At 62.3% G+C, this 25,910-nt stretch carries 24 protein-coding genes; 15 read left to right on the top strand and 9 right to left on the bottom strand.

Annotated features, from left to right (window positions below):
• Positions 1-191 precede the first annotated feature (191 nt).
• From GGQ66_RS01960 to GGQ66_RS01935, 6 genes are read left to right on the top strand one after another with little or no spacing between them, the layout of a single operon-like run.
• Positions 192-1,292, top strand: a complete 1,101-nt coding sequence (locus GGQ66_RS01960) for an ABC transporter substrate-binding protein (RefSeq protein WP_237358755.1) — start codon at positions 192-194, stop codon at positions 1,290-1,292.
• Positions 1,293-1,294: 2 nt separating this feature from the next.
• The gene (locus tag GGQ66_RS01955) at positions 1,295-2,359 is read left to right on the top strand and encodes a FecCD family ABC transporter permease (protein ID WP_183788824.1); all 1,065 of its coding nucleotides are present in this window, start codon (positions 1,295-1,297) and stop codon (positions 2,357-2,359) included.
• Entirely contained in the window at positions 2,356-3,114 is a 759-nt protein-coding gene (locus GGQ66_RS01950; RefSeq protein ID WP_183788822.1) for an ABC transporter ATP-binding protein, read from the top strand. The genes GGQ66_RS01955 and GGQ66_RS01950 overlap by 4 nt, the downstream gene beginning before the upstream one ends.
• Positions 3,111-3,725: a hypothetical protein gene (locus tag GGQ66_RS01945; RefSeq protein ID WP_183788820.1), complete on the top strand. Its 615-nt coding sequence runs from the start codon at positions 3,111-3,113 to the stop codon at positions 3,723-3,725. Before GGQ66_RS01950 ends, GGQ66_RS01945 begins: the two co-directional genes overlap by 4 nt.
• The gene (locus GGQ66_RS01940; protein WP_183788818.1) at positions 3,725-4,345 is read left to right on the top strand and encodes a type 1 glutamine amidotransferase family protein; all 621 of its coding nucleotides are present in this window, start codon (positions 3,725-3,727) and stop codon (positions 4,343-4,345) included. Before GGQ66_RS01945 ends, GGQ66_RS01940 begins: the two co-directional genes overlap by 1 nt.
• A complete protein-coding gene (locus GGQ66_RS01935) occupies positions 4,342-4,842 on the top strand; it encodes a hypothetical protein (RefSeq protein ID WP_183788816.1) in 501 nt (166 codons plus the stop codon). Before GGQ66_RS01940 ends, GGQ66_RS01935 begins: the two co-directional genes overlap by 4 nt.
• Positions 4,843-5,122: 280 nt before the next feature.
• On the opposite strand, the gene GGQ66_RS01930 is transcribed toward GGQ66_RS01935, so the two are convergent.
• Positions 5,123-6,223 carry a GumK N-terminal domain-containing glycosyltransferase gene (locus tag GGQ66_RS01930; RefSeq protein ID WP_183788814.1) on the bottom strand — a complete coding sequence of 367 codons (1,101 nt, stop codon included), beginning with the start codon at positions 6,221-6,223 and terminating at the stop codon, positions 5,123-5,125.
• 164 nt (positions 6,224-6,387) lie between these two features.
• Positions 6,388-7,887, bottom strand: coding sequence for a lipopolysaccharide biosynthesis protein (locus GGQ66_RS01925; RefSeq protein WP_183788812.1), 1,500 nt, complete (start codon positions 7,885-7,887; stop codon positions 6,388-6,390).
• A gap of 131 nt (positions 7,888-8,018) precedes the next feature.
• On the opposite strand from GGQ66_RS01925, the gene GGQ66_RS01920 reads away from it, so the two are divergent.
• The 5 genes from GGQ66_RS01920 (at position 8,019) to GGQ66_RS01900 (ending at position 12,529) form a co-directional block, all read left to right on the top strand.
• A complete protein-coding gene (locus GGQ66_RS01920) occupies positions 8,019-8,948 on the top strand; it encodes an ATP-grasp fold amidoligase family protein (RefSeq protein WP_183788810.1) in 930 nt (309 codons plus the stop codon).
• Positions 8,949-9,166: 218 nt separating this feature from the next.
• The gene (exbB, locus tag GGQ66_RS01915) at positions 9,167-10,096 is read left to right on the top strand and encodes a tonB-system energizer ExbB (RefSeq protein ID WP_183788808.1); all 930 of its coding nucleotides are present in this window, start codon (positions 9,167-9,169) and stop codon (positions 10,094-10,096) included.
• A 5-nt stretch (positions 10,097-10,101) separates the two neighbouring features.
• Positions 10,102-10,548 (top strand): TonB system transport protein ExbD, encoded by a 447-nt coding sequence (gene exbD, locus GGQ66_RS01910; RefSeq protein WP_183788806.1) that lies wholly within the window; start codon positions 10,102-10,104, stop codon positions 10,546-10,548.
• The gene (locus GGQ66_RS01905; protein ID WP_237358754.1) at positions 10,545-11,474 is read left to right on the top strand and encodes an energy transducer TonB family protein; all 930 of its coding nucleotides are present in this window, start codon (positions 10,545-10,547) and stop codon (positions 11,472-11,474) included. The genes exbD and GGQ66_RS01905 overlap by 4 nt, the downstream gene beginning before the upstream one ends.
• Before the next feature lie 71 nt (positions 11,475-11,545).
• Complete coding sequence (locus tag GGQ66_RS01900) at positions 11,546-12,529, top strand: Ldh family oxidoreductase (RefSeq protein WP_183788804.1); 984 nt, start codon at positions 11,546-11,548, stop codon at positions 12,527-12,529.
• Between the two features lie 125 nt (positions 12,530-12,654).
• On the opposite strand, the gene GGQ66_RS01895 is transcribed toward GGQ66_RS01900, so the two are convergent.
• Both GGQ66_RS01895 and GGQ66_RS01890 read right to left on the bottom strand, forming a co-directional pair.
• On the bottom strand, positions 12,655-14,424 hold the full coding sequence (locus tag GGQ66_RS01895) for an acyl-CoA dehydrogenase C-terminal domain-containing protein (protein ID WP_183788802.1): 1,770 nt from the start codon (positions 14,422-14,424) through the stop codon (positions 12,655-12,657).
• An 18-nt stretch (positions 14,425-14,442) separates the two neighbouring features.
• On the bottom strand, positions 14,443-16,713 hold the full coding sequence (locus tag GGQ66_RS01890; protein ID WP_183788800.1) for a 3-hydroxyacyl-CoA dehydrogenase/enoyl-CoA hydratase family protein: 2,271 nt from the start codon (positions 16,711-16,713) through the stop codon (positions 14,443-14,445).
• Between the two features lie 253 nt (positions 16,714-16,966).
• Between GGQ66_RS01890 and GGQ66_RS01885 the strand changes: the two genes are divergently transcribed.
• Complete coding sequence (locus GGQ66_RS01885) at positions 16,967-17,596, top strand: TetR/AcrR family transcriptional regulator (RefSeq protein WP_237358753.1); 630 nt, start codon at positions 16,967-16,969, stop codon at positions 17,594-17,596.
• A gap of 5 nt (positions 17,597-17,601) precedes the next feature.
• On the opposite strand, the gene GGQ66_RS01880 is transcribed toward GGQ66_RS01885, so the two are convergent.
• The 5 genes from GGQ66_RS01880 to GGQ66_RS01860 form a co-directional block, all read right to left on the bottom strand.
• Positions 17,602-18,387, bottom strand: coding sequence for an ABC transporter permease (locus GGQ66_RS01880; RefSeq protein WP_183788798.1), 786 nt, complete (start codon positions 18,385-18,387; stop codon positions 17,602-17,604).
• Entirely contained in the window at positions 18,387-19,568 is a 1,182-nt protein-coding gene (locus GGQ66_RS01875) for an ABC transporter permease (RefSeq protein WP_183788796.1), read from the bottom strand. Before GGQ66_RS01875 ends, GGQ66_RS01880 begins: the two co-directional genes overlap by 1 nt.
• A complete protein-coding gene (locus tag GGQ66_RS01870; protein WP_183788794.1) occupies positions 19,565-20,644 on the bottom strand; it encodes an ABC transporter ATP-binding protein in 1,080 nt (359 codons plus the stop codon). Before GGQ66_RS01870 ends, GGQ66_RS01875 begins: the two co-directional genes overlap by 4 nt.
• Positions 20,645-20,767: 123 nt before the next feature.
• Positions 20,768-21,808: a polyamine ABC transporter substrate-binding protein gene (locus tag GGQ66_RS01865; protein ID WP_237358764.1), complete on the bottom strand. Its 1,041-nt coding sequence runs from the start codon at positions 21,806-21,808 to the stop codon at positions 20,768-20,770.
• A 76-nt stretch (positions 21,809-21,884) separates the two neighbouring features.
• A complete protein-coding gene (locus GGQ66_RS01860; RefSeq protein ID WP_183788790.1) occupies positions 21,885-22,619 on the bottom strand; it encodes an SDR family NAD(P)-dependent oxidoreductase in 735 nt (244 codons plus the stop codon).
• A gap of 295 nt (positions 22,620-22,914) precedes the next feature.
• On the opposite strand from GGQ66_RS01860, the gene rimP reads away from it, so the two are divergent.
• Genes rimP through GGQ66_RS01845 form a run of 3 tightly spaced genes read left to right on the top strand, consistent with a single transcriptional unit; the run spans position 22,915 to position 25,876 of the window.
• Entirely contained in the window at positions 22,915-23,526 is a 612-nt protein-coding gene (rimP, locus tag GGQ66_RS01855) for a ribosome maturation factor RimP (RefSeq protein ID WP_183788788.1), read from the top strand.
• A 47-nt stretch (positions 23,527-23,573) separates the two neighbouring features.
• Positions 23,574-25,175, top strand: coding sequence for a transcription termination factor NusA (gene nusA / locus GGQ66_RS01850; protein WP_183788786.1), 1,602 nt, complete (start codon positions 23,574-23,576; stop codon positions 25,173-25,175).
• Positions 25,172-25,876 carry an RNA-binding protein gene (locus GGQ66_RS01845; protein ID WP_183788784.1) on the top strand — a complete coding sequence of 235 codons (705 nt, stop codon included), beginning with the start codon at positions 25,172-25,174 and terminating at the stop codon, positions 25,874-25,876. The genes nusA and GGQ66_RS01845 overlap by 4 nt, the downstream gene beginning before the upstream one ends.
• Positions 25,877-25,910: the final 34 nt, after the last annotated feature.

Raw genomic sequence — 25,910 nt, 5'->3', positions numbered from 1 at the left:
AGCCTGTGGTGCGCTAAAATAAGAGACAAAAATGCAGGTTTTCCGGGATTCTGCGCTTTCTGCGACAATCCGCCCGCAAATGCCCGCGCACCGAGCGGTCAAAATTGGCTCTTGCATCCTCTCCGGATCTGCGCATTAAACATGACTATAAATCTCACCTTATGTCGTGTGCGTCAAATCTGGAGATAGAAATGCGTTCTCATCTGCCCGGTGCGTCCGTGGTGCGAACCCTCACTCTTGCTGCGGCAGGGCTGGTTTTCGCCCACGGTGCGGCCCTTGCCGATCCCATCGTCTTCACCGATCAGGAAAAGCGCGAGGTGCGGCTTGAAAAGCCTGCGGAGAGAGTCGTTTCCATCGTTATTCCCATGGCGTCGACCGTCGTTGCCCTCGATGGCGGAACGAAGAAACTGGTCGGCATGAACCCGACCGCCAAAAGCGCAATCGTCGATGGCATTCTCGGCAAGATCTTTCCCGAGGCGAAGGATATTCCTTCGGACGTGACTGCACCCAACTTCGTACCGAATGTGGAAGCGCTGACGGCGGTCAATCCCGATCTCGTCATCCAGTGGGGCGGTCGTGGCGAGGATATCGTCAAGCCGATCACCAATGCCGGCCTCAACACCATGCTCATCCTCTATGGCACCGAGGAGCTGACCCGTGAGTATATGACTCTCGCCTCGAGGGCGATCGGCAGGCCGGAGCGAATCGGCGAACTCGTGGAATGGCGCGACCGGGTGCAGAAGGATATCGAGGCAAAGGCCGCAACCATACCTGACGGAAAAAAGCCGAAGGTCCTCTATCTTCAGACGGCGCTCTCCAGCATGATGGCCGCAGGAACGGGCGGCAATTATAACGACTGGTACATCAAGCTCGTCGGCGGCACGAATGCGGCAGCCGAGTTGAAGGGAACGGTCGCCGTCAACAAGGAGCAGATCGCGCAGTGGAATCCTGACATCATTCTGCTCAATGCCTTCGAAGCCAAACTCGGTACGGACTGGGTCTACAGCGATCCGATTCTGTCCCTCACCAACGCGGCGCAGGCCAGGAAGGTCTACAAGCTGCCGTTGGGTGGCTACCGTTGGGATCCGCCGAACCAGGAATCGCCCTTGACCTGGATGTGGCTCGCCAATCTCGTGCAGCCGGAGATCTTCAATTACGACCTGCGCACCGAAATGAAGACGGCCTACAACACGCTCTATGATTATGAGCTTGCGGATGCAGATATCGATAGCATCCTGTGGATCGATCGGCAGGGTGATGCTGCGGGTTACAGCCGTTTCAAGGCCAAGTGATCATGGTCGATGCGCTTTCCGAACGGCAGCCGGGAGCCATTCAGGGTGCCGGTCTGGTGCGCAACACCGCGATTTTCGCGGTGTTGGCCGCATGCCTCGTCATCGCATTGATTATCGGCATCGGTGCCGGCCGTTTCAGCGTTGCGCCGCTGCGGGTTCTCGAACTCGTCTGGCATGGGGTGGTGGACCCTTCTCGGACGCTGACGGGTATGGACGAGCGCATCGTGCTTCTCGTGCGGGCGCCGCGCGTGCTTCTGGCGGCGCTGGCCGGTGCCGGGCTTGCCATCTGCGGAGCGGCACTTCAGGGCGTTTTCCGTAATCCGCTGGTCTCGCCGGATATTCTCGGCATCTCGCAAGGGGCGGCCTTCGGTGGTGCGCTCGGCATCATGCTGGGCATCTGGGGCGGACCGCTGATCGCGCTGGTGTTTTCCACGGGTCTTGCCGGCCTTGCGCTGGTCGGCTTCCTGTCGCGCATCGATGGGCGTTCGGAAACCGTTACCGTCATTCTCTCCGGCCTCGTCGTCAGTTCGATGTTCGCGGCTGTCGTCTCGCTCCTGCAATTCGTGGCCGATCCGAATACTTCGTTGCCGGCCATCGTCTATTGGCTGATGGGTTCGTTTGCCTCCGCCACCTGGGAGCGGTTCCTTACCGCGCTGCCAGGTCTGGCTGGTGGTCTCGTTCTGCTCTGGAGCCTGCGTTTCCGGCTCAATCTCCTGTCGCTGGAAGAGGCGGAAGCCCGCAGTCTCGGTGTTCGCACAGAACGCGAACGCTGGCTGGTCTTTGCGGCGATTGCCGTCATCGTTGGCAGTCAGGTCGCCGTTTCCGGCATCATCGGCTGGGTCGGCATCGTCATTCCGCACGCCGCGCGCCTTGTCGCCGGTCACGATCATCGCGTGTTGCTGCCAGCTTCGGCCCTGCTGGGCGGCGCCTTCATGGTGGTGATCGATACGTTGGCCCGTACCGTGACCGCCGCTGAAATTCCGCTCGGCGTGATCACCGCGCTGGTTGGAGCGCCGGTTTTTGCCGTGTTGCTGCGCCGCCATTACCGCGAAAGGAACAGCGAATGATAGGTCTGGAAGGTGTCACGATCCGCTTCGGCGAGCGGGTCATTGTCGAGACCATGAGCTTTTCCGTGCCGCGGGGCCGCTCGCTTGCCATTCTCGGACCGAACGGGCGCGGCAAGACCACGACGCTCAAGGCCATGCTCGGCTTTCAGGCGCTGAATGCCGGCCGGCGTCTGGCGCCGAAGATTGTCGGTTACGTACCGCAATCGGCGTCCTACAGCCAGCGCTACAGGGTACTGGATGTGGTCATCATGGGCCGCGCCGCTAGGCTCGGCCTGTTTCGGCAGCCGGGTCCCGAGGATTTCGCCGTCGCGCGCGCGGCTTTGGACAAGACAGGGGCGCTGCGATTCGAAAGTGCCTATTTCGACCGACTCTCGGGCGGAGAGCGACAGCTCGTACTGCTGGCTCGCGCACTTGCCACGGGCTCGGATGTACTGGTTCTCGATGAGCCGGCTGCGGCGCTCGATCTCGCCAACCAGCACCGTCTTCTGGCGCTGCTCGGCCAGCTTCGCGCTCCGCGCGACAGGGCCATCGTCTTCACCACGCACGACCCGAACCATGCACTGACGGTGGCAGACGATGCGCTTCTGATGATGCCCGGCGCCCATCCGCTGTTTGGGCCGGTGGAGGAGGTGCTGACGCCAGACAATCTCGAACGCCTCTACGGGGTGGCGATGCGCCTCGTCGATCTCACCGGGCCGGATGGCGTGCTTCATCGCGCCGTTCTGCCCGCCTTTGCAGGAATGAAAGCCGCATGACCGTTCTCATGATCCAATCCCATTATCAGGCGCCATTCACCATGGGTGGCGCACTGTTCAGCCGCCACATCGAGGCCGGCACGGTGTGTCCGGTTCGTGAAATGGCGCTGACTGAAGCGCATTTCGCCACGGCGACGGGCCTCATCACATCCACCCACCTTGACCAGATCGGCTTCCAGCGCTTTCACGGCGCCGTGAAAGCACTGCTCGATCGCGGCGGGCGCTGGATCCTGAATGGCCATATCCTGCGCCCGATCCTGCCCGAGCTTTCCGTGTTCCAGCCGATTGCCATGCCGAAGCGGGCGGATTTCGAACAGATCCGGCTTTACGACCATCCGGTCTTTGCCGGCCTCGACCAGAAGGCGCTGGAAACGAACAGGGGTGTCGCCGGCTTTTACGGGCGCGGCCACAATCCGCCGCCCGAAGGCGCGCGCGTCATCAATGCGCTGGGCGCGGCGCGCACGCCGGTGGACTGGGTCTGGGCCCGTCCGCAGGGTGGCGAAGTGCTTTGTCATGCCGGCAATGAATTCTGGGCCTGCGGCGACGATGCCGCCCTGAAGCAGGAACTGGCCGACCGTGCTGTCGCCTGGGTAAACGGGGAGTTGAACTGATGAGCGTTCTGGCCATTCACCCGGGTGCCGCCTACCACATCGAATCGCTGGAAGGACCGCGTTACGCCGGCTATTTCGACCGGCTCGTGCGTCCCGAAGATCTGGCGACGGTTGATCTCGCGACCTTCGATGTCGTCTTCGTACCCTGCCGCACGCCCGCCGACCGCATGATCGAACACAAGGAGCGGCTTCGTGCCTATCTCGACCAGGGCGGCACGATCATCGCCACCGGCGAAACCGCCTGTGAGGCGTTCCTGCCCGGCATCCGCTTCACGCCGCAGCCGACGAACTGGTGGTGGTGGCTGGAACCCGGCGCCGATCTTGGCGTGCGGATCGCCTCGCCCGGTCATTCGCTCTTCAGCCATATCGGCGAGGGCGACATAACCTGGCACCTGCACGGCTGGTTCGATCCGCCGGACGGGGTGGAGGTGCTGGCCGTCAATGGCGAAGGCAGGCCGATCCTCTATATCGATGAGGTCACGACCGGCGGACGCATGGTTATCACCAGTCTTGACCCGATGTTCCATCACGGCTCGCATTTCATGCCAGCCACCACCCGCTTCCTCGATGGCTTTCTGCCCTGGATGCGCGAAACGCTCGACAAGGGAGCCTCTGCATGACGGTGATCCGCGTTCTCGAAAATGGGAAGCTCCTCGAATACGGCTTCGATGACCTCCTTCGCTATCACGGTTTCGGCTTTCCGGGCGGTGTGGCGCATGGCTTCAAGGTGATGCAGCGGGCCTTTCCGCTGCTTTCACCCGAGGCCCCGCCCGAAAGGCGGGAGATTTCAGTGCGCACGGCCTTCCGCGGTCCAGGTGCCCGCGATGCCTTCGAGATGGTCACGCGGGCGGTGATCGAAGATCGCTATGCAATCGACGCAAGCCTGGAAATACCCGAACGTGGCGAAACACTGATGCGCTACGTCTTCGAATTAAGTTACCGAAACGCGTGCATTACGCTGAAAATCCGTGAAGGGCATGTGCGGGACGAGTTCATTTTGCTCGGAAGAAAGCCGGAAAGAACACCGGAAGAGGAAGAACGCCTGACCTGGCTCAAGCAGGAAATGGCAGATCGGCTGCTCGTTGCAGACCCTCTCGACGTGTACGAAACGATTTAAACCGTGCGTTCCATGCATGGCGGTTTTGGGGGGTTTGCAGATATGCATTTTTGCATCGCTGCGTTGCGCAGAGCATGCTTTGAGCGCCAAGGAAATCAGCTATAACTCAGCCATCGCAGCGGCGCACTCCTCCTCCCAGCGCCCTGGGATCTGATCGGCAACACTCCTCCTCCTCCCAGTTGCCGATACAATCAAAGCCTGACGCACCTCCTCCCGCGTCAGGCTTTTTTGTTTTCCGGATTTCGATATTGATCTCGTTCGCCGCCTGTCGGGCTCGGCTTCAGCCCCTCGGCTCCACGGTGGCGAGCGTTGCGGCTGCAATGCCTTTCCACGTCATGATGCTTTTCGCAAAGCTCTCGCTGCGAGGCATGGAAAGCGCTTCGGTAATCTTGGCCGCCCAGTCGTTCGGTTCGTTCAGCGAATAGATGACCTCGTTGCCGCGTGTGGCGGGAATGAGGTTCGGAAGCATGACCGGCAGACGGCAATAGGCGTATTGGAGCAGCTTGAGGCTTGATTCGGCCAGATAGACCTCGTTCTCCGACAGGCGATAGGGCGCCAGGCCAAAGTCCGCATGGCGGATATAGGCAACGATGGTCTCGAAAGCACGTTCGCCGTAAATCCGGATATTCGGCGGGACCTCACCTTGCCAGTAAATGCCGAAAAGGTGGAACGTCACGTCAGGTGCGGCGGCAGCCATGGCGGCCACGGATGGCTGGTCAAACAGCATGTCACCCACTGCGACCGCGTTGCGCGTGCCCGGTGCATAGGGAGACTGGGTCGCGTTGTCGAACAGCTTTGTCTCAACGCCCTGAGCGATCACATTGACGTTACCTCCGGGTGGAAGCAACTGTCCGAGCCGCCGGGAAGGCACGCAGACCGAATCGAACATGCCGATCAGCCGCTGTTCCGTCTCCTGCAGAATCGGTGCGGTGCCGATGCTGGACAGCAGGTCGCGGCAAAAATAGATGGTTTTTGCCGTCTTGTTCAGCCGATGCGCGAGGCCGAAAAAGGTGATCGCTGTGCCGCTTTCGAACACCAGCACGTCCGCTTCGGCAATTGCTTCCCGCACAAAGCGCGGCAGATGGGCGCCATAAAGCCGGAAAATAGGCTTGATAAGCCGGTTCGCCAGAGCGTTTCGGGTGCTGAAAGCGTGAAGGAACGGGATGTAGGCGCCTGCCCGAAGTCCGGGCTCGATCGTGGAAAAACGGTTTCTTTGATCGATTCCAAGCGCTTTGAGGCGTTTCGGCTGCTTGAAAAGACTGAGCCAGCTATGTCCGACCGTTACGAATGTCACGTCATGCCCGAGTTCAGCCCAGTTCCGGCTGACGAAGTGGACGCTCGCCTTGCGGAAGCTCGGAAGAAAGACGTGTGATGTCAGCACGACGATCTTTCTCGGTTTGCCGCAATCTGGGGAATCGTCTGTAACGAGTGACATGAGCGCGCTTAGGGGGCTTCTGAAATAAATGGGTAGGGCCACAAACTGGTCCCCGGAGCGTTAATATTTATTCAAGATGGCAGGTCGGGCAACTGCAGGTCGAAGCGACCTTAGGCCCGGACAGACACCAAATGAAGTGTGGCCGCCAGGATGGAGCGGACGCGGTGCGGCAGTCGTTGCGCCACCGGACTGTCGAAGAGCGCGGCGGTATCGGCGTCCAAAACCAGCCGGAACCCCCTCAGGGCAAGGGGATAGGTAAGAGCGCCGGCAACGATCCCGACTGTGATGCCGGCCCAGCCATCCAGTGTCCTGACTGCAAGATGGGCGGTGAAGCCGCAGGTAGCCGCCGCCAGCATAGCCTTGAAGAGTGTGACATAGGGAATGGTGAGCCTGGTTCGCTTGCGGATTGCGAGGATAAGCATGGCGAGGGTCAGGCATTCGGCCAGCATGCGGGCGATGGCAGCGCCTTTCAGGCCAGCGAGAAAGATCCCCCCCGTCAGCAGTGCAACGGTAACGATGGCGCTGCTGGTCATGATGTGCAGGAGGCTGCCGCTGCCGCCCGTTGCAGCAAGGAACGCCCAGGGTATGACGGCGATCCCGGTAATGGCGGAGGCTATGAGCAGGATCGCCGCGGCGGAGCCGGCAGGTGCGAATGCCTCGCCGAAGGCCAGCGGCAGAAGCTGCTGGATGATCGCCGCACCGCCAAAAGCGACGGGAAAGATGCCGAGGGCGGTAAAGCGCATGGCGTTGGCGAAGAGCCGGGCGCGGGTATCTCCGGCCTCCTCGATAGTCGAGAAGCCGACGATGAGTGCCGGTGAAAGCTGCAGCGCGAACTGCCCGACCAGCCCGGCGAAGACGGCGGCGGCGGCAAAATATCCCATATCCGTGGAGGAGAAGAACAGCCCAAGCAGCGCCAGTTCGACGCGGGTCATGATAACGACATCGATGAGGTCACTCAGCCACATCTGCCGGGCATAGCGGCGCATTTCCGATGTCAGCCGCGCGGGTTCTGGCCGCAGCGAAAGATCGACATAGCGGTGGAGATTGAAAAGCTGCGGCACGAACCGTACCGCCATGCCGGCGACCGCACCGGCCGCCCCCAGGAAATGCGCGCCGGCGACTATGAAGGGAAGCTGAAGCAGGCTGCCCGAGACCGTGTTGACCGCGGTTTCGCGAAAGTTTCCCCGCCCGCGCGCTGCTGCCGTGGTGAAGGTGAAGAAGGCATAGCAGAGAAAGAGAAGGAGTGCCGCAGCCCAGAAAAGACCCCGCTCCGGCCCGTTCTCAAAGGTCGCCCAGAGACTGTAGGCGGCGGTTGCGAGCGCTGCGGCGAAAACGGGGCGGATGAACAATGAAAAGGCGGCGCGCACTGTCGCCTGCCAGGGGGCGGCCGGATTGTCCTCGTGGGTGCCGAGCGACCGCAGCATCGTCTGGGGCATGCCGCGATCGGCCAGTGCCGAGGCCGAGGTCGCGAACCACAGGGCAAAGGCGGCAAGCCCGGATCCCTCGGGCCCCAGCAACCTGGCATTGAGAATGCTGACAGCAAAGCCGGCCAGCAATGACACCAGTGTCGCGGTCAGATTGAGGAGCGAGGATTTCAGTACGGTACCCATTCTCGCGTTTTAGGGGAAATAAGGTAACGCTCGATTAAAGAAAGGAGCGCATCTTGGCGTGGGGCGAAAGGCGCTCCGCATGGGGGTCGGCGCGGAAAGAGCGGGCGCGATCCAGCTACGGAGACCATATCATGAGCGATGTTTCGATCCGCCAGGAGAGTTTTCTCATGCCTGGCTATCAGGATGGCAGGTTTCGCGAGAAGTTTCATCACCTGATCTGGCGCATCATTGCACCCTTGCCCGACAAGCCCTACCTCCGTGTCAAATATCGCGTCATCAAAGGCCTGTGGCCGGATCTCGACCAGCCGAAAACATTCTCGGAAAAGGTTCAATATCGCAAGTTGCATGATCGCGATCCGCTTCATGCGACGCTCGTCGACAAGGCGGCCGCCAAGGCTTATGTGGACGAGAAACTGGATGCGGTCTATGCGGTTCCCGCCTATTGGGTCGGCACCGATCTGGCGACCGTCGACTGGTCGAAAGTCGAACTGCCGGCCGTGGTCAAGCCGACCCATGCGAGCGCGCAGGGCCGTTTCCTCTATAATCAGGCGGATATCGACGCGCTGATCGCGGAAAACCCGGTGCCGGACTGGCTGAAACTCGATCACGCCCATTACAATCGCGAATGGGCCTATTCGCAGGTCAAGCCGCAGGTGGTCATCGAGAAGATGTTGAGCGTCAATGGCGGCGTTCCCTGGGATTATCGCTTCTTCACATTTGGCGGACGGGTTTTCTGCGTGCAGGTGGATATTCGGCATGAAGGCATGGGTTACTCATGCTTCTATTCCCGCGACTGGAAGCGCATGCCGTTCCTCGACGCGGATTACCTGCCTCCCTTTCCCAAGGAGGTCGAGCGCCCGAAACGCTACGACGAGATGCTTTCCGTGGCCGAACGCCTGGGCGAGGATCTGGATTTCGTCCGTGTCGATCTCTATGCCAGCGACGACTGGGTTCATGTCGGGGAATTGACGCTCTATCCCGGCGGCGGCTTTGAAAATTATCAGCCAGCGGCCTATGATCGTATCCTCGGTGATCTCTGGACGCTGGAGCCCGCGACCTGATCCCCGGTGAGCGATCGCATAAATATGAGTTATGCAGTCGACTTAAAACTTGCTTTTTTTCGTCAGCTTATTTATCGCAGAGGCATCGTCGCAGGTGTCGACTGAAGGCCTGCTTTACAGCGCCCGGTGTGCGACGTAAGGAAAAATGGTCTGGCCTGCCCCATGCGGCGCCTTCACCATTCTTTCCGCAAAGCTGAAGCGTAAGAAAGAAGCCGGTCATGCGTATGATGAACCTTGCCACTGGTCGAACCCTCCGCATCCTGTTTACCGCGGGCGTGCTGTGTGCAACTGCGGGGACCGCACTGGCGCAATCCACGGAAACGGCCCCCCCGCCTTCCCCTGCCATTTCCACGCCTTCAGTTGAAAGCGCCGCTCCGGTTGCGCTGCAAGACGCTGTCGGGCCGGAGGCTGCGCCGCGCCGCGCCGATATTCCCCATGACCTGTCACCCGTCGGCATGTTCATGGCCGCTGACTGGGTCGTTAAATCGGTCATGATTGCGCTGGCGCTTGCCTCGGTCGCCACCTGGACGGTCTGGCTGGCCAAGACCCTGGAACTGGCCGGCGCCCGCCGCCGCGCCGCCGCCGTGATCCGCATCATCCGCCAGTCGAAAAGCCTTGAAGATGCGTTGCAGGAAAGCGGCAAGCGCAAGGGTCCCGCCGCGCTGATGCTGCATGTCGCCGCTGATGAGGTGCGCCTGTCGGAAGGCGCGATCCCCCACGCCGATGGCAGCGGCCTCAAGGAGCGCGTGACGCTGGCGCTTTCGCGCGTCGAGGCCCATGCCGGCCGCCGCATGATGCGCGGCACTGGCATCCTTGCCACCACGGGTTCCATCGCGCCCTTCGTCGGCCTGTTCGGCACGGTCTGGGGCATCATGAATTCCTTCATCGGCATTTCCGAATCGCAGACGACCAACCTTGCCGTCGTCGCACCGGGCATCGCCGAAGCACTGCTGGCCACGGCTGTCGGTCTTGTTGCGGCCATCCCCGCCGTAGTGATCTATAATATCTTCTCCCGCGCCATCGCCGGCTATCGCATGCTCATGGCGGATGCGTCTTCGGGCGTGGAGCGCCTTGTCAGCCGTGATCTCGACCACCGCAAGGTTCCCAAGGCCGGGCAAAAGGCAACCGTTTCCATGGCGGCGGAGTAACCACCATGGCTGGCGGTATTCGCGAACATAGCGGCGACGACATGGCGGAAAGCCATGAAATCAACGTCACACCGTTTATCGACGTCATGCTGGTGCTTCTGATCATCTTCATGGTGGCGGCGCCGCTTGCGACGGTTGATATCAATGTCGATCTGCCGGCCTCCACCGCCCGCCCGGCGCCCCGCCCGGAAGAACCGCTTTACCTGACGTTGCAGCAGGATCTGACGATCAATGTCGGCAACGATCCGGTGGCCCGGGAAAATCTCGGTGCGACGCTCGACAGCATCACGAAGGGCGACAAGGAACGCCGCATCTTCCTGCGCGCCGACAAGACCGTTGACTACGGCCAGTTCATGACGCTGATGAACCTGTTGCGTGATGCCGGCTATCTGAAGATCGGTCTGGTCGGCCTTGAAACGGTGCCGCAGGCACCGGCAGGAGGTGCGCCATGATGCCGCTTTGCCCGCACGAACCCCGCCGCTCGACCCGCCTGTGCGATGCTGCTCTCTGGGGTTCTGCAGCTCTCATCGTGCTTTTCGCCCATGTTTCAAGCGCCGCCTGGCTGCTCAGCCAGATGCCGGTAGAAGTCGCCTCGGACGGTCCGCCACCGGCAATCATGATCGAACTTGCCGCCGAACCGGAAGCGATCAACACTGAAATGACGGAAGTCTCGACAGAGACCGAGGACGCGCAGGAAGTGGCCGAACTGATACCGCCGGAACCGCCGGTCGAAGAGCTTGTGTCCGAGCCTTTGCCGCCCGAGCCGGAACCGGTGCAGGAAACCACGCAGACGGTTCCCGAACCCGAACCGTTGCCGGAACCTGTGGTGGAACAGCCGCAGCCGACGGAAAAATTGGTTGAAAAGGCCGAGATCCCCTTGCCGCCCCCGCCGCCCGAACCGGTGAAGCCGGAGGTGAAGAAGCAGCCTGAGCCGCCGAAGCCGAAGAAGGTCGTGGTGAAGCAGGAAAAGCCGAAGGACGTGGTGAAGCCGCAGCCCGCACAGCCGTCGAAGGCTTCCGTGGCCGCAGCGGCTGAAGTTGCGAAAAGCGAGCGCAATGCCTCCGCCAGATCCTCTTCCGGCAGCGCCACCTCGAGCGTTTCACCGGCCCGCTGGCAGTCGAAGGTGCAGGCGCATCTGGCCCGCCGCAAGGGCCAACTCGCGAAAAGCCGCGACAAGGGCACGCAGGGCACGGTTCTTGTACGCTTCAGCATCGATACCGGTGGCAACGTGCTCTCGGTGTCGCTGTCGCGCTCCTCCGGCTATCCCTCGCTCGATCAGGATGTGCTGGCCATGGTCCGTGCGGCCTCGCCGGTTCCCGCACCGCCACCGGATGTCAACCGCACGCTCACGGTTCCCTTCGAGTTTACCACGCGTTGAGCGGACGAATACTTTTGCCGCTCGGTCATTCGCGCTAAGAGGCGTGAAGGATCAATGCGGGAATGCCGGACATGCTTCTTTCCATCGCCGAGGCCGAATGCCTCGTTTCCGAAACCCTCCGGAAAAACCGGGTCAGCCCTGAAAACGCCGTTGCTGTGGCACGGGCGTTGGTGGAGGCCGAGACGGTGGGGCAAAGTGGCCATGGTCTGCGCCGCGTGGAGGCCTACAGCCTTCAGGCGCGCGTCGGCAAGGTCGACGGTTTCGCCGTGCCGTGCCTTGAGGAGCCCCGTCCCGGTGTGCTGAAGGTGGATGCGGGGCTTGGCTTCGCTTACCCTGCGCTGGAACTGCTCCTGCCGAAGCTCGAGGAGACCGCGCGTCGTCAGGGCATCGCGGTCGCCGCTGTTTCCCGCTCCCACCATGCTGGTGTCCTCGGCCTTGTCGTCGAACGGTTGGCGACTGCGGGGCTCGTTGCCCTCATGGTTTCAAACGTGCCGGCTGCGATGGCGGCCTGGGGCGGTCGCCGCCCGATGTTCGGTACCAACCCCATCGCCTTTGCCGCGCCGCTGGCAGGGGCCGAACCCATCGTTATCGACATGGCACTGTCCACCGTGGCGCGGGGCCGGCTCATCAAGGCGGCTCAGAAGGGCGAACCCATTCCCGCCGACTGGGCACTGGCTCCCGACGGCAACCCGACTACCGATCCGAAGATCGGACTTGCGGGAACCATGATGCCGGCGGGCGGTGCCAAGGGGGCGGCGCTCGCCATGATGGTCGATCTTCTTGCCGCGGGCCTCACCGGGGCGAATTTCGGCTTTGAGGCGACACCGGTCATTGACGACAAGGGACGCCCGCCCGGCATCGGCCAGACGATCATAGCGATAGACCCGGAGGCGACCGGTGGTTCGGCGGCGCATATGGCGCGGTTGGCGGAAGAACTCGGACGGGAGGAAGGTGTTCGCCTTCCGGGCCGTCGCGGCTTCAATCTCCGGCGTCAGGCATTGGAGAACGGCATCGATGTCGAAGAGGACGTTCTGGCAATGATTGCCACACTCTGACACCACTGTTTTCCCCTTGTCCGGGCGTGAATCCGATCCGGATTTCACTGGAAATGCTTTGAACGAAAAATCCCGGCGACCACGGGGCCGCCGGGATTTCTGCTTTGAACGATCCCGACCGATCCTCAGAAATCGTCCGCAGCAAGAGCCATGAGCGTCGCCGGCCCCTTGAGGATCGACGCTTCAAGCGCCATCGTCTGGGGCAGGATGCGGGCCGCGTAGAATTCGGCCAGCGCCGGCTTGCGCCGCACCACCGGCGCGGCATCGGCGCCGGCGGCAAGGGCGGCCATCGCCATTTTCGCCCAGCACCAGCCAAGCGCGGTCAGCGCGAAGAGGCGCAGATAGTCGGTGGCGGCCGCACCGGCCTCCGCCGGGTTTTCCCCCTTGCCGAGAAGATAGCTGGTTGCCCGCTCCAGCCGGTCGAGCGCGGCTGCGGTCTCGCGGGTAATGGCTTCGGCACCAGCGACGAGCGATGCGGTCTGAAGGTCCTGCTTGATCAGGGCGAAGAAGCGCGGCGCCAGTTCGCCGCCTTCCATCGGCAGCTTGCGACCCGTCAGGTCCATGGCCTGCACACCATTGGTGCCTTCATAGATCTGCGTGATGCGGGCGTCGCGCACGAACTGTTCCATGCCCCATTCGCGGATATAGCCATGTCCGCCGAACACCTGCTGCGAGATCACGGCAGTCTCGAAACCGAAATCGGTGAAGGCAGCCTTCACGATAGGTGTCATCAGGGCCACGAAGCCATCCGCTGCCTTGCGGGTGGCCTCGTCGGGATGGCGGTCGGCCGTATCCATCTGCAGGGCGGTCCACATCGAAAGCGCGCGGGCGCCATCGCACAGCACACGGCCGGTCAACAGCATCTTGCGCACATCCGGGTGCTCGATGATCGGCACCAGCGGACGGGTACCGTCGAGCGAGCGGCCCTGCAGGCGCTCCTTTGCATAGGCTGTTGCCTTCTGGTTGGCGGCCTCGCCAACGCCCAGCCCCTCGATGCCGACGAAGAGACGTTCGGCATTCATCATGGTGAACATGGCAGCCAGGCCGCGATTGGGTTCACCGACGAGATATCCGGTGGCGCCATCATAGTTCATCACGCAGGTCGGCTGGGCGTGGATACCCATCTTGTGCTCCAGCGCGCCGGCGGCCAGGCCGTTGCGGGCGCCAAGGGTACCGTCGGCATTGACGAGGAATTTCGGCACGAGGAACAGGCTGATGCCCTTCACGCCCTTCGGTGCATCCGGAAGACGCGCCAGCACCAGATGAATGATGTTGCCGCCGAAATCCTGATCGCCGGAGGAGATGAAGATCTTGTTGCCGGTGACCTTGTAGCTGCCGTCTGCCTGCGGTTCGGCGCGGGTGGTCAGAAGGCCGAGATCGGTGCCGGCGGAGGATTCCGTCAGCGCCATGGCGCCGGTCCATTCACCCGAAATCATCTTCGGCAGATAGATGGCCTTCAGTTCGTCGCTGGCATGATGGCCGATGGCCTCGGTTGCGCCGCGCGTCAGCCCCGGAAAGAGGCCGAAGGACAGGTTGGCCGATGACACCATTTCGTCCATCAGGATCTGCAGCGTGCGCGGCAGGCCCTGCCCGCCATATTCCGGATCGCCCGAAAGCCCGCTCCAGCCGGCCTCGGCAAAAGCGCGGTAGGCTTCCTTGAAACCCTTCGGCGTCGTCACCAGACCGCCATCAAGCTTTGCGCCTTCCTCGTCGCCCGGACGGTTCAGCGGCTCAAGAATCTCAGCGGCGAACTTGCCGGCTTCCTCCAGCACGGAGGCGGCCAGTTCGGTGTTCACCTCATCGAAGCCCGGAAGGGCGGCCATCGTCTTGTCGAAGGCGAAGACATCGGAAAGCAGGAAGACCATATCTTCCACGGGCGGGGTATAGTTTGCCATGCGCGCAAATCCTCCTAATCAGTTTCTCAGCGGCTTGCCGGTGTCCAGCATGTGGCGGATACGGGCAACCGTTTCAGGTGTTTCCAGCAGATCAAGGAACGCTTCCCGTTCCAGAAGAAGCAATGCGTCCTCGCTGATGACGGTTCCGGAGGCCACATCGCCACCGGTCAGCACGCGGGCGAGTGCCGTGCCCACGACCTTGTCGTGTGGCGTTACGCCGTCAGTGTCGAGAAGGGCGGTCAACGCGGCAAAGCCTTCGCCGCCCGTCACCTTCACCGAAGCGGATTCCGGTGCTTTGTAGCCGGCTAACAGATCCAGGGCGCGGGCCTTGGCGTCGGCAATCAGGCGCTCCCGGTTCATGGTCACCCGGTCGGTCGACCGGATCAGGCCAAGGCTGCGGGCCTCGAATGCGCTGCCGGAGGTCTTGGCGCCGGCAATAAGCGTAAAGGCCGCCTTGGCTGCGTCGAGTGGAGACAACGTCTGCGAAAAGCGCAGCAGCATTTCCTTGCAACCGCCCCAGCCGGGAATGATGCCGATCTTCGTTTCGACCAGGCCGATGGAAAGCTCGGCATGGGCCTGTACGGCAGCGGAATGCAGCGTGATCTCCGCTCCGCCGCCCAGCGCCAGCCCGGAAGCGGCGCTGACCACGGGGAAGGGGGCGTATTTCAGGGCCTTGAAGGTCTGCTGGCCCTTGGCCACGAAAGGATCGAGCCCGGCCCGGCCCTGCGCTTCCAGAAGGGCGAGGAACTGACGCAGATCCGCACCGGCGCTGAAGGGATCGGTGTCGCCGCCGATCACCAGCGCGCCGAAGTCGCGGCCGGTCTTTTCCAGCGCCGCCAGCACGGCGTCGAGGGCTGCCGGGCTGAATGTGTTCATCTTGGTGCGAAGCTCGAGGCCGGCGACACCATCGCCAAGATCCCAGAGATTTGCGGCTTCGGATGTCTCCACCGGCGCGGTCGCAAGTTTCAGCGCCGCGAGCGTGATCACGCCTTCCGGCGTCTCGATGTCGCGCCACTCACCGTCGAGATCGAGCCACACCGCCTTGCCGTCACGCACGCTGTAGAAGCTGCCGGCTGCCGCAGCGGTGGCAAGATAGGCAGGCACGGTGACCCCCAGCGCTTCGAGTTTCCTCGCCAGCCATTCCGGACCAAGCTTGTCGATCAGTTCGAATGGACCAAGCTTCCAGCCGTAGCCGGTGCGCATGGCGTCATCGACGGCCTGCGGCGTATCGGCGATTTCGGGAATGAGGGCGGCGGCATAGGCGAGCGTCTTGCCCATGGTGAGCGCCGCATAACGGCCGGCGGGGCTGTCATGGTCCATCAGTGCCCGCGCATCGCCCTTCGTGACGTCAAGCGCGGCGGAAGCAAGCTTCTGCATCGGGCGGTAATCGCCGGTGACGAGATCGGTGATCTCGCGCGTCTTGCGGTCGGCGGACAGTTTCACGAAGCCTGCGCCGCTTTTGCGGCCCAGCCGGTTTTCCGCGATCATGCGGGAAACGAGCGGCGGCTCGGCGGCATAATCCTGCATCGGGTCGGTTGCCGGCAGTGCGCCCTGCAGACTTTTCAGGATGGTCGCCATCAGATCGATGCCGATAAGGTCCAGCAGGCCGAAAATGCCGGTCGAGGGAATGCCGAAGGGCTTGCCGATGATGGCGTCGGCCTCTTCCACCGAAAGGCCGAGCGCAATCGCCTCGCATTCACCGACCATGATCCAGTAATTGCCGATGCGGTTGCCGATGAAACCGGGCGTATCCTTGCAGGGCACCACGGCCTTGCCGAGACCGCGATCCGCGAAATCGGCAATCGCCGCACAGGCATCGGTCCGCGTCTGTTCACCGGTCACGAGTTCGAACAGGCGCATACGGCGGGGCGGATTGAAAAAATGGGTGATGAGGAAGTCGCCGGCGAAACGTTCCGGCATGTTCTCGGTCAGGCGGGCGAGCGGAATGGTCGAAGTGTTGGACGAAACGATGGAGCCCGGTTTGCGCACGGCTTCGAGCGCCCGGTAAAGCCCCTGCTTGATCTCCGGCTTCTCGGCAATGGCCTCGATAATCCAGTCGGAGTCGGCGGCCAGTGCCAGATCGGTGACGGACGAGCCGGTGCGTACCCGCGCTGCGAAGCCGCGCTCCATGAAGCCGCCGGCCTTGAGCTGACGCTCGACACCCGCTTCCGCAAGTTTCGCGTCCATATCGAGCAGGGTCACGGAGATGCCGGCATTGGCGAGATGGGCGGCGATGCCGGAGCCCATGGTGCCCGCGCCGATGACGGTTGCTTTTGCGATCGTGGTCATGATGCCTCACAGGAGCGGTCTGGCCGGTAGCGCTGCCGGCATGCTTGCGAACTGGATATGGGATTGCCGAAGGCCGCCCGTGCTCCTCCCCGGCCGGCCAAGTTCCCATTGTTTCTATATCAAACGGTTGTTACAGTTTGCAAGAGGCGAAAGACGGGATATGGGAAGGAAAGATGCGCGGCGCTTTGCGGGATGATATCCCGACAAATGCCGGGCGACGCCCTGAGAGCCCTTTTCGGGCGATGGAGAGACGATGGCGCCACACACGGACGGCAAGGCGACGGACATGCAGCGGGCGCAGCCCGGCAAGGGTCTGTTTCGCAACGAGGCAAGCGAACGCTACCAGGAAATTCTGGAGGCGGCGGCGGCCCTGTTTGCTGAACGCGGCTACGCCGCTACCTCCGTGCGCGACATCGGCGAGCGGGTCGGCCTGCTCGGCGGCTCGCTCTATCACTACATCAAATCCAAGGAAGCGCTGTTCGTGAAGATCCACGACACGGCGCTGGAAGTGGCGGCGGAACAGGTCAAGGAAGCGATTGCCGGGGTATCGGACCCCTGGGAAAAGCTGGAGGCGGCCTGCGTAAGGATGCTGGAAATCCAGCTCGATCCGCACTCCATCACAATGCCGCTCATGAACGACTTCCAGTCGACGCCGCTCGAAGTGCGCGAAAGACTGGTCGCGCGGCGCGATATTTTCGAACAGACCTTCCGCGATCTGGTCGATGGACTACCGCTCGATCCCGCCATAGACCGGGGTATCTATCGTCTTCTTCTGCTTACGCTTCTCAACAATATCAGCGGCTGGTACCGGCAGGGCCGCCTGACGCCCGCTGATATCGGCCGTCAGATCGTTCTGGTCTTCCGCCATCAGGCGGGCGCATAAAACCTTCACGCGGCCGCTTTCGGTGCCCGGCTGCGGACAGCCAGAACCAGTGCGCCGATCACCACCGTTCCCACGATGAACAGGAAGGCCGAAGAGGCAATCGCCGGACTGATGTTCTCGCGGATGGTGGAGAACATCTGCCGCGCCAGCGTGCGCTGGTTCGGGCCGGCAACGAAAATCGTCAGTACGACCTCATCGAGCGATGTGGCGAAGGCGAGAACCGCGCCGGAGAGAACGCCGGGCATGGCCAGCGGCAGCGTCACGCGGCGGAAAACCGTGGCCGGCGAAGCGCCTAGGCTGGCGGCAGCCAGTTCCACGCGCTTGTCGATGCCGGCAAGAGCCCCCGCCACGCTGATGATGACGAAGGGAACGGCAATCACCGTATGGGCGATGATGACCGCCGCATAGGTGTTGGCAAGGCCGAGATGAGCCAGCAGGATCTGCATGCCGATACCGAGCACCACGGCTGGCACCACCATCGGCAGCATGAACAGCGTGCGCAGCACCGCGCCGATATAGGGGAGCCGCTGGCGAAGTCCGAGCGAAGCGAGCGTGCCGAGAACGGTGGCAAGCACCGTCGTGCCGCCACCGATGATCAAACTGTTGACGATGGCCCGCCGCCATGCGTCGTTTTCCACCAGTTCCCTGAACCAGCGCATGGACCATCCCGGCACGGGATAGACGAGCAGCGCGCTGTTGGTGAAGGCAAGCGGCAGGATGACGATGAGCGGAATGATGAGAAATGCCACCATCAGCGCGGCGAAAAGTGCCTGAACCGTTTTGACGGGCATCATGCGCTCCTTTCACGGGTGGCGGACAGCCGTTCGTAAACGGCGTAAAGCAGGATGGTGATGATGAGAAGCACGAGGCCGAGAGCGCTCGCCATGCCCCAGTTGGCCGTTTCCGTTGCATAGAAGGCGATGAAATAGGAAATCATCTGGTCGCCCGCGCCGCCAATCAGCGCCGGCGTGATGTAGTAGCCAAGCGCCGACATGAAGACCAGCAGCGAGCCGGAGAGAATGCCGCGGAAGCTGAGCGGCAGCATCACCCGCCAGAAAGCCCGGATCGGATGTGCGCCAAGTGAAGCGGCGGCCGGCATCAGGTTTTTCGGAATGGTCAACAGCACGCTGTAGATCGGCAGCACCATCAGCGGCAACTGCACATGCGTCATGGCGATGACGACGCCGGTGCGGTTGAAGATCAGCGCCAGCGGCTCGTTGATGAAGGCGAGTGTCTGCAGCAATTCGTTGATGAGCCCCTTTTCCTGCAGCAGCATGAACCAGGCGGCGGTGCGCACCAGAAGCGAGGTCCACAGCGGCAGGAGAACGGCGGCGAGCAGAAGCTGGCGCTTCCAGCCGGTGGAGGCGACAATCAGCAGCGCATAGGGATAGCCGAGAACGACGCAGAAGAAGGTGACGAGCGCCGAGATCCACAGCGTGCGCGAGAAGATCGCGGTGTTGATGGCTGCTTCCGGAGGCTGCGAGACGATGGAGCCGGAGGCATCACGCGTCAGGTCGAGGGAGGCGAGAAGATAGCGGTCCGTGACGGGTGAAAGGGCTTCCGAGATGGCTTTCCAGTATTGTGGCTGGGCCCATTTCTTGTCGATCTCGAGGAGGTCGACCGGGCCTTCCCTGGCCTCGTTCGCGGCCTTGATGGTCTTGGCCATCAGCGTGCGGAAACCGGACTGGGCGCTGTTGAGACGCCGCACCATATCGCCGGTCGCCTGCTCGTCGGTTGCGGCGCGCAGATCGTCGATCAAGGCCTGCTGAAGAGTGGGAGAGGGCGTCGATTCACCATCCCAGTCGCTCATCGCTTCCGCCGTTTTCGGCAGGATATGCAATACAGCGGTATCCGATACCGACTGCTTCATGACACTGGCGAGAGGCCAGACGAAGAACAGCGCGATGAAGAAAAAGAGCGGCGCGACCAGCAGAAAGGCCCCCATGCGGGGCGAAAGCACGCGTTTCTTCATGGCAGCACAACCTTGCAATCCGCGGGCTTGAAGATCGCGGTGACGGCGGTGCCTTTCGGCCACTCCGCCGATTTGCGGTCGAGTCGGGCGATATAGGGCGTGCCGGCGCCGTCTTCGAGTTGCAGGCGGATATGGTCGCCCTGATAGACGCTGTCGGCCACACGGGTGGCGAATGCGTTGGCGCCCGTACTGGCGATGGCGGCGTCCTGAACCTCGATCCGCTCGGGGCGGATGGAGATGAAAACCGGCTGGCCTGGGGTAAGCCCCTGCGCATCGGTTACGGTGATGGCCTCGCCATTCGTCAGCCGCACGAGAGCGTCGCCGGCGCTGGTGCGGTCGACAACGCCTTCGAGCAGATTGGTCTCGCCGATGAATTCGGCGACGAAACGGGTTTTCGGCTCGTCGTAAATGTCGCGCGGCGAGCCGATCTGTTCGATCTTGCCTTTGTTGAACACGGCGATCCGGTCCGACATGGTCAGCGCTTCGCCCTGATCGTGCGTGACGAAGACGATGGTCAGCCCAAGGCGGTTGTGAAGGGCGCGGATGTCAAGCTGCATCTGTTCGCGCAACTGTTTGTCGAGCGCACCGAGCGGCTCGTCCATCAGCACCACGCGCGGCTCGAAGACCAGCGCGCGGGCAAGCGCCACGCGCTGCTGCTGGCCACCGGAAAGCTGCGAAGGCTTGCGCCCGGCAAGATGGCCAAGCTGCACCATGTCGAGGGCGCGGGCGACCCGTTCGGCAATCTCGGCCTTGCCGATGCCGCGCATCTGCAAGGGAAACGCAATGTTTTCACCGACTGTCATGTGCGGGAAGAGTGCGTAGTTCTGGAACACCACCCCCATGTCACGCTTGTAGGACGGCAGGTCGTTGACGGCGCGGCCATCCACGAGGATCTGTCCTTCAGTGGCTTCCTCGAAGCCGGCGAGCATCATCAGCAGTGTCGTCTTGCCGGAGCCGGAGGGGCCGAGCAGACTGACGAACTCGCCCTTGGCAATGTCGAGTTTCAGATTGTCGACCACCCGGACAGGGCCGTAATTCTTGCTGACGCTATCGAAGCGGATGCGGATGTCCACCAAGGTCTTGTCCCCTCGTTCTGGTCTTTGCCCGTGACATGGGCCGATGGCCGCGCGGAAGGCTCCGCGCGGGTCGGCGTCTGGAAGGCATGGCGGCAGCGAGACCGCCACGCTGGCAGGGGTGTGTTACTGGGCAAGCCAGGCGTTGAAACGCTCGGTCAGCGCTTCGGAATTGTCGATCCAGAAATCGACATTCAGTGCGATCGCGTGCTCGAGGTTGGCCGGGTAGGTTGGCAGGTTCTTCTGCACCTCCTCCGGAATGGCGGCGGCAGCCTTCGTGTTCGGCACGCCGTAATCCACCTTGAGCGGCAGCTTTGCCTGGTTTTCGGCCTGGCTTGCGAAGCTGATGAAATCCTGCGCCAGATCCTTGTTCTCGGCGCCCTTTAGGATGACCCAGCTATCGACGGCATACATGCTTTCCGGCCAGACCAGCTTGAAGTTCTTGCCTTCCGCCTTGTTGATGCCGGTAACGCGGCCGTTATAGACCGAGGTGACGGTCACTTCGCCGGAGGCGAGGAACTGGATCGGCTGGGCGCCGGCTTCCCACCACACGATGCTCGGCTTCAGTTCATCGAGCTTCTTGAAGGCGCGGTCGACACCTTCCGGTGTGGACAGGACATCATAGAGTTCGGCGGGCTTCACGCCATCGGCCAGCAGCGCGAATTCCAGATTGTACTTGGCGCCCTTGCGCAGCGAGCGCTTGCCGGGAAACTTCTTCGTGTCCCAGAAGTCGGCCCACTTCTTCGGGCCTTCCTTCAGCTTGTCGCCATCGTAGCCCATCGCCATGGACCAGTAGATGACGCCCGCGCCGCATTCGGAGACGGCGTCTTTCAGGAACTCGTCCTTGACGCCCATCTTGGCCCAGTCGAGCTTTTCATAGATGCCGTCTGCGCAGCCGAGCGCCAGTTCCTCGGCTTCCACCTGCACGACGTCCCAGTTCGGGGCGCCGGCCTTCATCTTGGCCTGAAGAACGCCGTAGCCGCCGTCCCAGCTTTCCTGGATGAGCGGCTTGCCGGTCTTGGCGGCAAAAGGCTTGAAGTAGACTTCATCCTGCGCGGCCTGGCCGGCGCCGCCCCAGCCGACAATGGTGAGATCGCGCGCTGCCGCCGGAAGCGCGGTAGCCAGCGCCGCGAGAGCCGCGCCAGCGAGAATGGTTGAACGGAGCATTGTGGTCATGTGGTAGTTCCCCTTGTGTTGCGGCCGGCTTTTGCCGGTCCGTGTCTGGAATGTCGCGGAAGCCTGCCTAGACGTGCTGGCCTCCGTTGATGTGGATTTCCGCGCCGTTGATGTAGGAGGATTCCGTGGAGCAGAGAAAATAGATGGTGCGTGCCACCTCGGCCGGCGTGCCGAGACGGCCCATCGGCACTTCGGCTTCCACCAGCGCATCGGTGCCCGGCGAAAGGATGGAGGTGGAGATTTCGCCGGGAGCAATCGCGTTGGCGCGCACGCCGCGCGGGCCGAATTCATGGGCAAGCTCGCGCGTCAGCGAGGCGAGGCCGGCCTTGGAGGCGGCATAGGCGACACCGGCAAAGGGATGAACGCGCGACCCGGCGATGGATGTCACGTTGACGATGGAGCCTTGCGCCTTTTCAAGCTCCGGCAGAAGTCCGCGCGCCAGAAGCGCGGTCGAGATCAGGTTGACGTTCATGACCCGCGTCCACACATCGGCATCGGAGGCGAGCACGCCAAGCCGCGAACCGCCCGGACCCTTGGGCGAGATGCCGGCGTTGTTGACCAGCCCGTGAAGCTCGCCGTTGGGCAGGCGCGAACGCACCTCCTCAATCAGTGCGTCGATCTGGTCGAGATTGGCGAGGTCCGCCTGAATGTGGCTCTCCCGCGCCGAAGGCCAGCGGCACTCTTCGGAGAAGGGTTGGCGGGACACGGTCAGGATTCGCCAGCCATGTTCCTGAAAGAGCTTGACCGTGGCGTGGCCGATTCCGCGGCTTGCCCCCGTTAAAAGCATGAACTTGACTGACATTTAATCACTTCCAATCTGTGCAAAATTTGTGTGCATCTTATTATTTGTACGATCCAATGCAAGTCGAAGCCTATGAGTTTTTCGCATCGCTGTGATGAGCTATGGTGCGAATTTGAAGTCACTGTCGGGCCGCGACGACGATGGGTGCGCCACTACCCTTGCATTTTCGGGCAATGCAGGCTATAAGAACTCCAAATTCTTGATCGCTTGATGAAGAGTGGGCCCTCCGGACCCGCTCTTTTTTGTTGCCGCGATCTCGTGAAGTTGAACGGGCGTTGTCGTCCGGGAGGGTGTATTGTCTGATACGAATACGGCCGTAACCGGCCCGGAGCCGAGACTGATCGTCGAGCAGGGTCTCGATCGTCGCGTCGCTGAAATCATCGAGCCGGTGCTGGAGGCGATGGATTTTCGCCTTGTTCGCGTGCGTCTGATGAACCAGAATGGCCAGACGCTTCAGGTCATGGCCGAGCGTAATGACGGTACGATGACCGTGGTGGATTGCGAAGCGGTTTCCATGGCGATCTCGCCGGTGCTGGATGTCGACGATCCGATCCCCGGCGCCTATCATCTGGAAGTGTCCTCGCCGGGTATCGATCGCCCGCTGGTGCGCCGTTCGGATTTCGTCCGCTGGCAAGGCCATATCGTCAAGTGCGAGACCTCGGTCATGCTTGATGGTCGCAAGCGCTTCCGTGGCCGCATCGCCGGTGCCGACGAAAACGGCTTCACGGTGGAGCGCACCGATATTGCATACGGCGAAAGCCCGGTCGTGGTCGTGCCCTTCACGGCGCTGGCCGAGGCCAAGCTTATCCTGACCGACGATCTGATCCGCGAAGCGCTGCAGGCTGACAAGAAAGCCCGCGAAGCCGCGAACCAGAACGACGAGACGGACGAAACCGATTCGATTTGATTGAGATGCCGGCCACTGCGCCCCGGCCAAAGACGGAGTGAAACGAAATGGCAGTCAGTGCGAACAGGCTTGAGCTTCTGCAGATCGCGGATGCCGTTGCCCGCGAAAAGGTGATCGACCGTGACATCGTGCTCGCCGCGATGGCGGACGCCATCCAGAAGGCGGCGCGCTCCCGTTACGGCAGCGAGACCAATATCCGCGCCGACATCAACTCCAAGACCGGTGAAATTCGCCTCCAGCGCCTGCTTGAAGTGGTGGAAAAGGCCGAGGATTACGCGACGCAGATCCCGCTGGAACTGGCGCGCGACCGCAATTCCGACGCCAAGATCGGTGATTTCATCGCCGATCCGCTGCCGCCGATGGATTTCGGTCGTATCGCTGCCCAGTCCGCCAAGCAGGTCATCGTGCAGAAGGTGCGCGAAGCCGAGCGTGACCGCCAGTTCGACGAGTTCAAGGATCGCGTCGGCGAAATCGTCAACGGCACGGTCAAGCGCGTCGAATACGGCAACGTCATCGTCGATCTCGGCCGTGGTGAAGGCATCATTCGCCGCGACGAGATGATCCCGCGCGAAAACTTCCGCTATGGCGACCGCGTTCGCGCCTATGTCTACGACGTCCGTCGCGAGCAGCGCGGTCCGCAGATTTTCCTGTCGCGCACCCATCCGCAGTTCATGGTCAAGCTTTTCACCATGGAAGTGCCGGAAATCTACGACGGTATCATCCAGATCCGTTCCGTTGCCCGCGATCCGGGTTCGCGCGCCAAGATCGCCGTGATCTCGAACGACTCTTCGATTGATCCGGTCGGCGCCTGCGTCGGTATGCGCGGTTCGCGTGTTCAGGCGGTTGTCGGCGAGCTTCAGGGCGAAAAGATCGATATCATCCCGTGGTCGCAGGACCCGGCGTCGTTCATCGTCAATGCCCTGCAGCCGGCTGAAGTCTCGAAGGTGGTTCTGGACGAGGACGCCGAGCGCATCGAGGTCGTCGTTCCCGACGAGCAGCTTTCGCTGGCTATCGGCCGCCGTGGTCAGAACGTGCGTCTGGCCTCTCAGCTCACCGGCTGGGATATCGACATCATGACGGAAGCCGAAGAGTCCGAGCGCCGCCAGAAGGAATTCAACGAGCGTACCAACCTCTTCATGAACGCGCTCGACGTGGACGAGATGGTCGGTCAGGTTCTGGCCTCGGAAGGCTTTGCCGCCGTCGAGGAACTGGCCTATGTCGATCCGAGCGAAATTTCCTCCATCGATGGTTTCGATGACGAGACGGCTTCGGAAATCCAGACCCGCGCCCGTGACTTCCTCGACCGTCTCGAAGCGGAAATGGATGCCAAGCGCAAGGAACTCGGCGTTGCCGACGAACTGAAGCAGATCGACGGCATGACCTCGCCGATGCTGGTTGCGCTGGGCGAGGACGGCATCAAGACCATCGAGGACTTCGCCGGCTGCGCCGTCGACGATCTCACCGGCTGGACGGAACGCAAGGACGGCGAAACCAAGAAGTTCGACGGCCTGTTCTCCAAGCTCGACGTTTCGCGCGTCGAGGCTGAAAACATGATCCTGCAGGCGCGCCTGGCCGCCGGCTGGATTACCGAGGAAGAGCTTGCCCAAGGCGGTGTTGAAACCGCCGAAGGCGACGCAACGGAAGAATGAGCGGCCCTGCCGGACAGGCGGACGCAGGCGATGACGATCTGGAGGCGGCCGTGAACGGTCGCCTCTGTATCGTTACCCGCAAGAGCGCCCCGCCGGAAGGTCTGATCCGCTTCGTTGCCGGGCCGGATGGCGCATTGGTGGCAGATCTGAAGCACAAGCTTCCGGGTCGCGGCTGCTGGGTCACCGCCAACCGGGCAACGATCGAAACGGCCCTGGCGCGGAAACTCTTCGCCCGGGCGCTGAAGACCGAAGTGAAACCCGCACCGGATCTGGTCGATCAGATCGACCGTCTGTTGCTGGTGGACCTCGCGAGCATGATGAGCATGGCGCGCAAGGCGGGTCAGTTCGTCATGGGATCGATGAAGGTCGAGAATGCCGTCCGTTCCGGTGCGGCGCTCGCCACCTTTCATGCCCGTGATGCTGCCGCTGATGGCGTCCGGAAGATCGATCAGGCCCGCAAGGCCTTCGCGATGATGGTTGAGGAAGACGAAATACCGTCCTTTTCCCTGCTCGGCAGCGCGGAAATGGACGCGCTGATGGGCCAGAGCGCGTTTATGCATGCCGTGGCGCTTGCAGGGCAGGCGGGTGAGGGTGTAGTGAAGCGCGCAACAGCGCTTGTCAGCTTCCGCAATGGCGGAAAAGACAGCGGGACTGGCGGTCGTGGCGGCCGGTCCTCCCGATCGGACGGAGCCGGGCGATGACCCGCTATCCGTCGCAGGAATTTGATTGAACGAC

Origin of the sequence: Allorhizobium borbori, assembly GCF_014196535.1 — a bacterium.
GTDB lineage: Bacteria > Pseudomonadota > Alphaproteobacteria > Rhizobiales > Rhizobiaceae > Ectorhizobium > Ectorhizobium borbori.
Note: the sequence above shows the minus strand (reverse complement) of the source record. Positions and strands in the feature narration are given on the sequence as shown.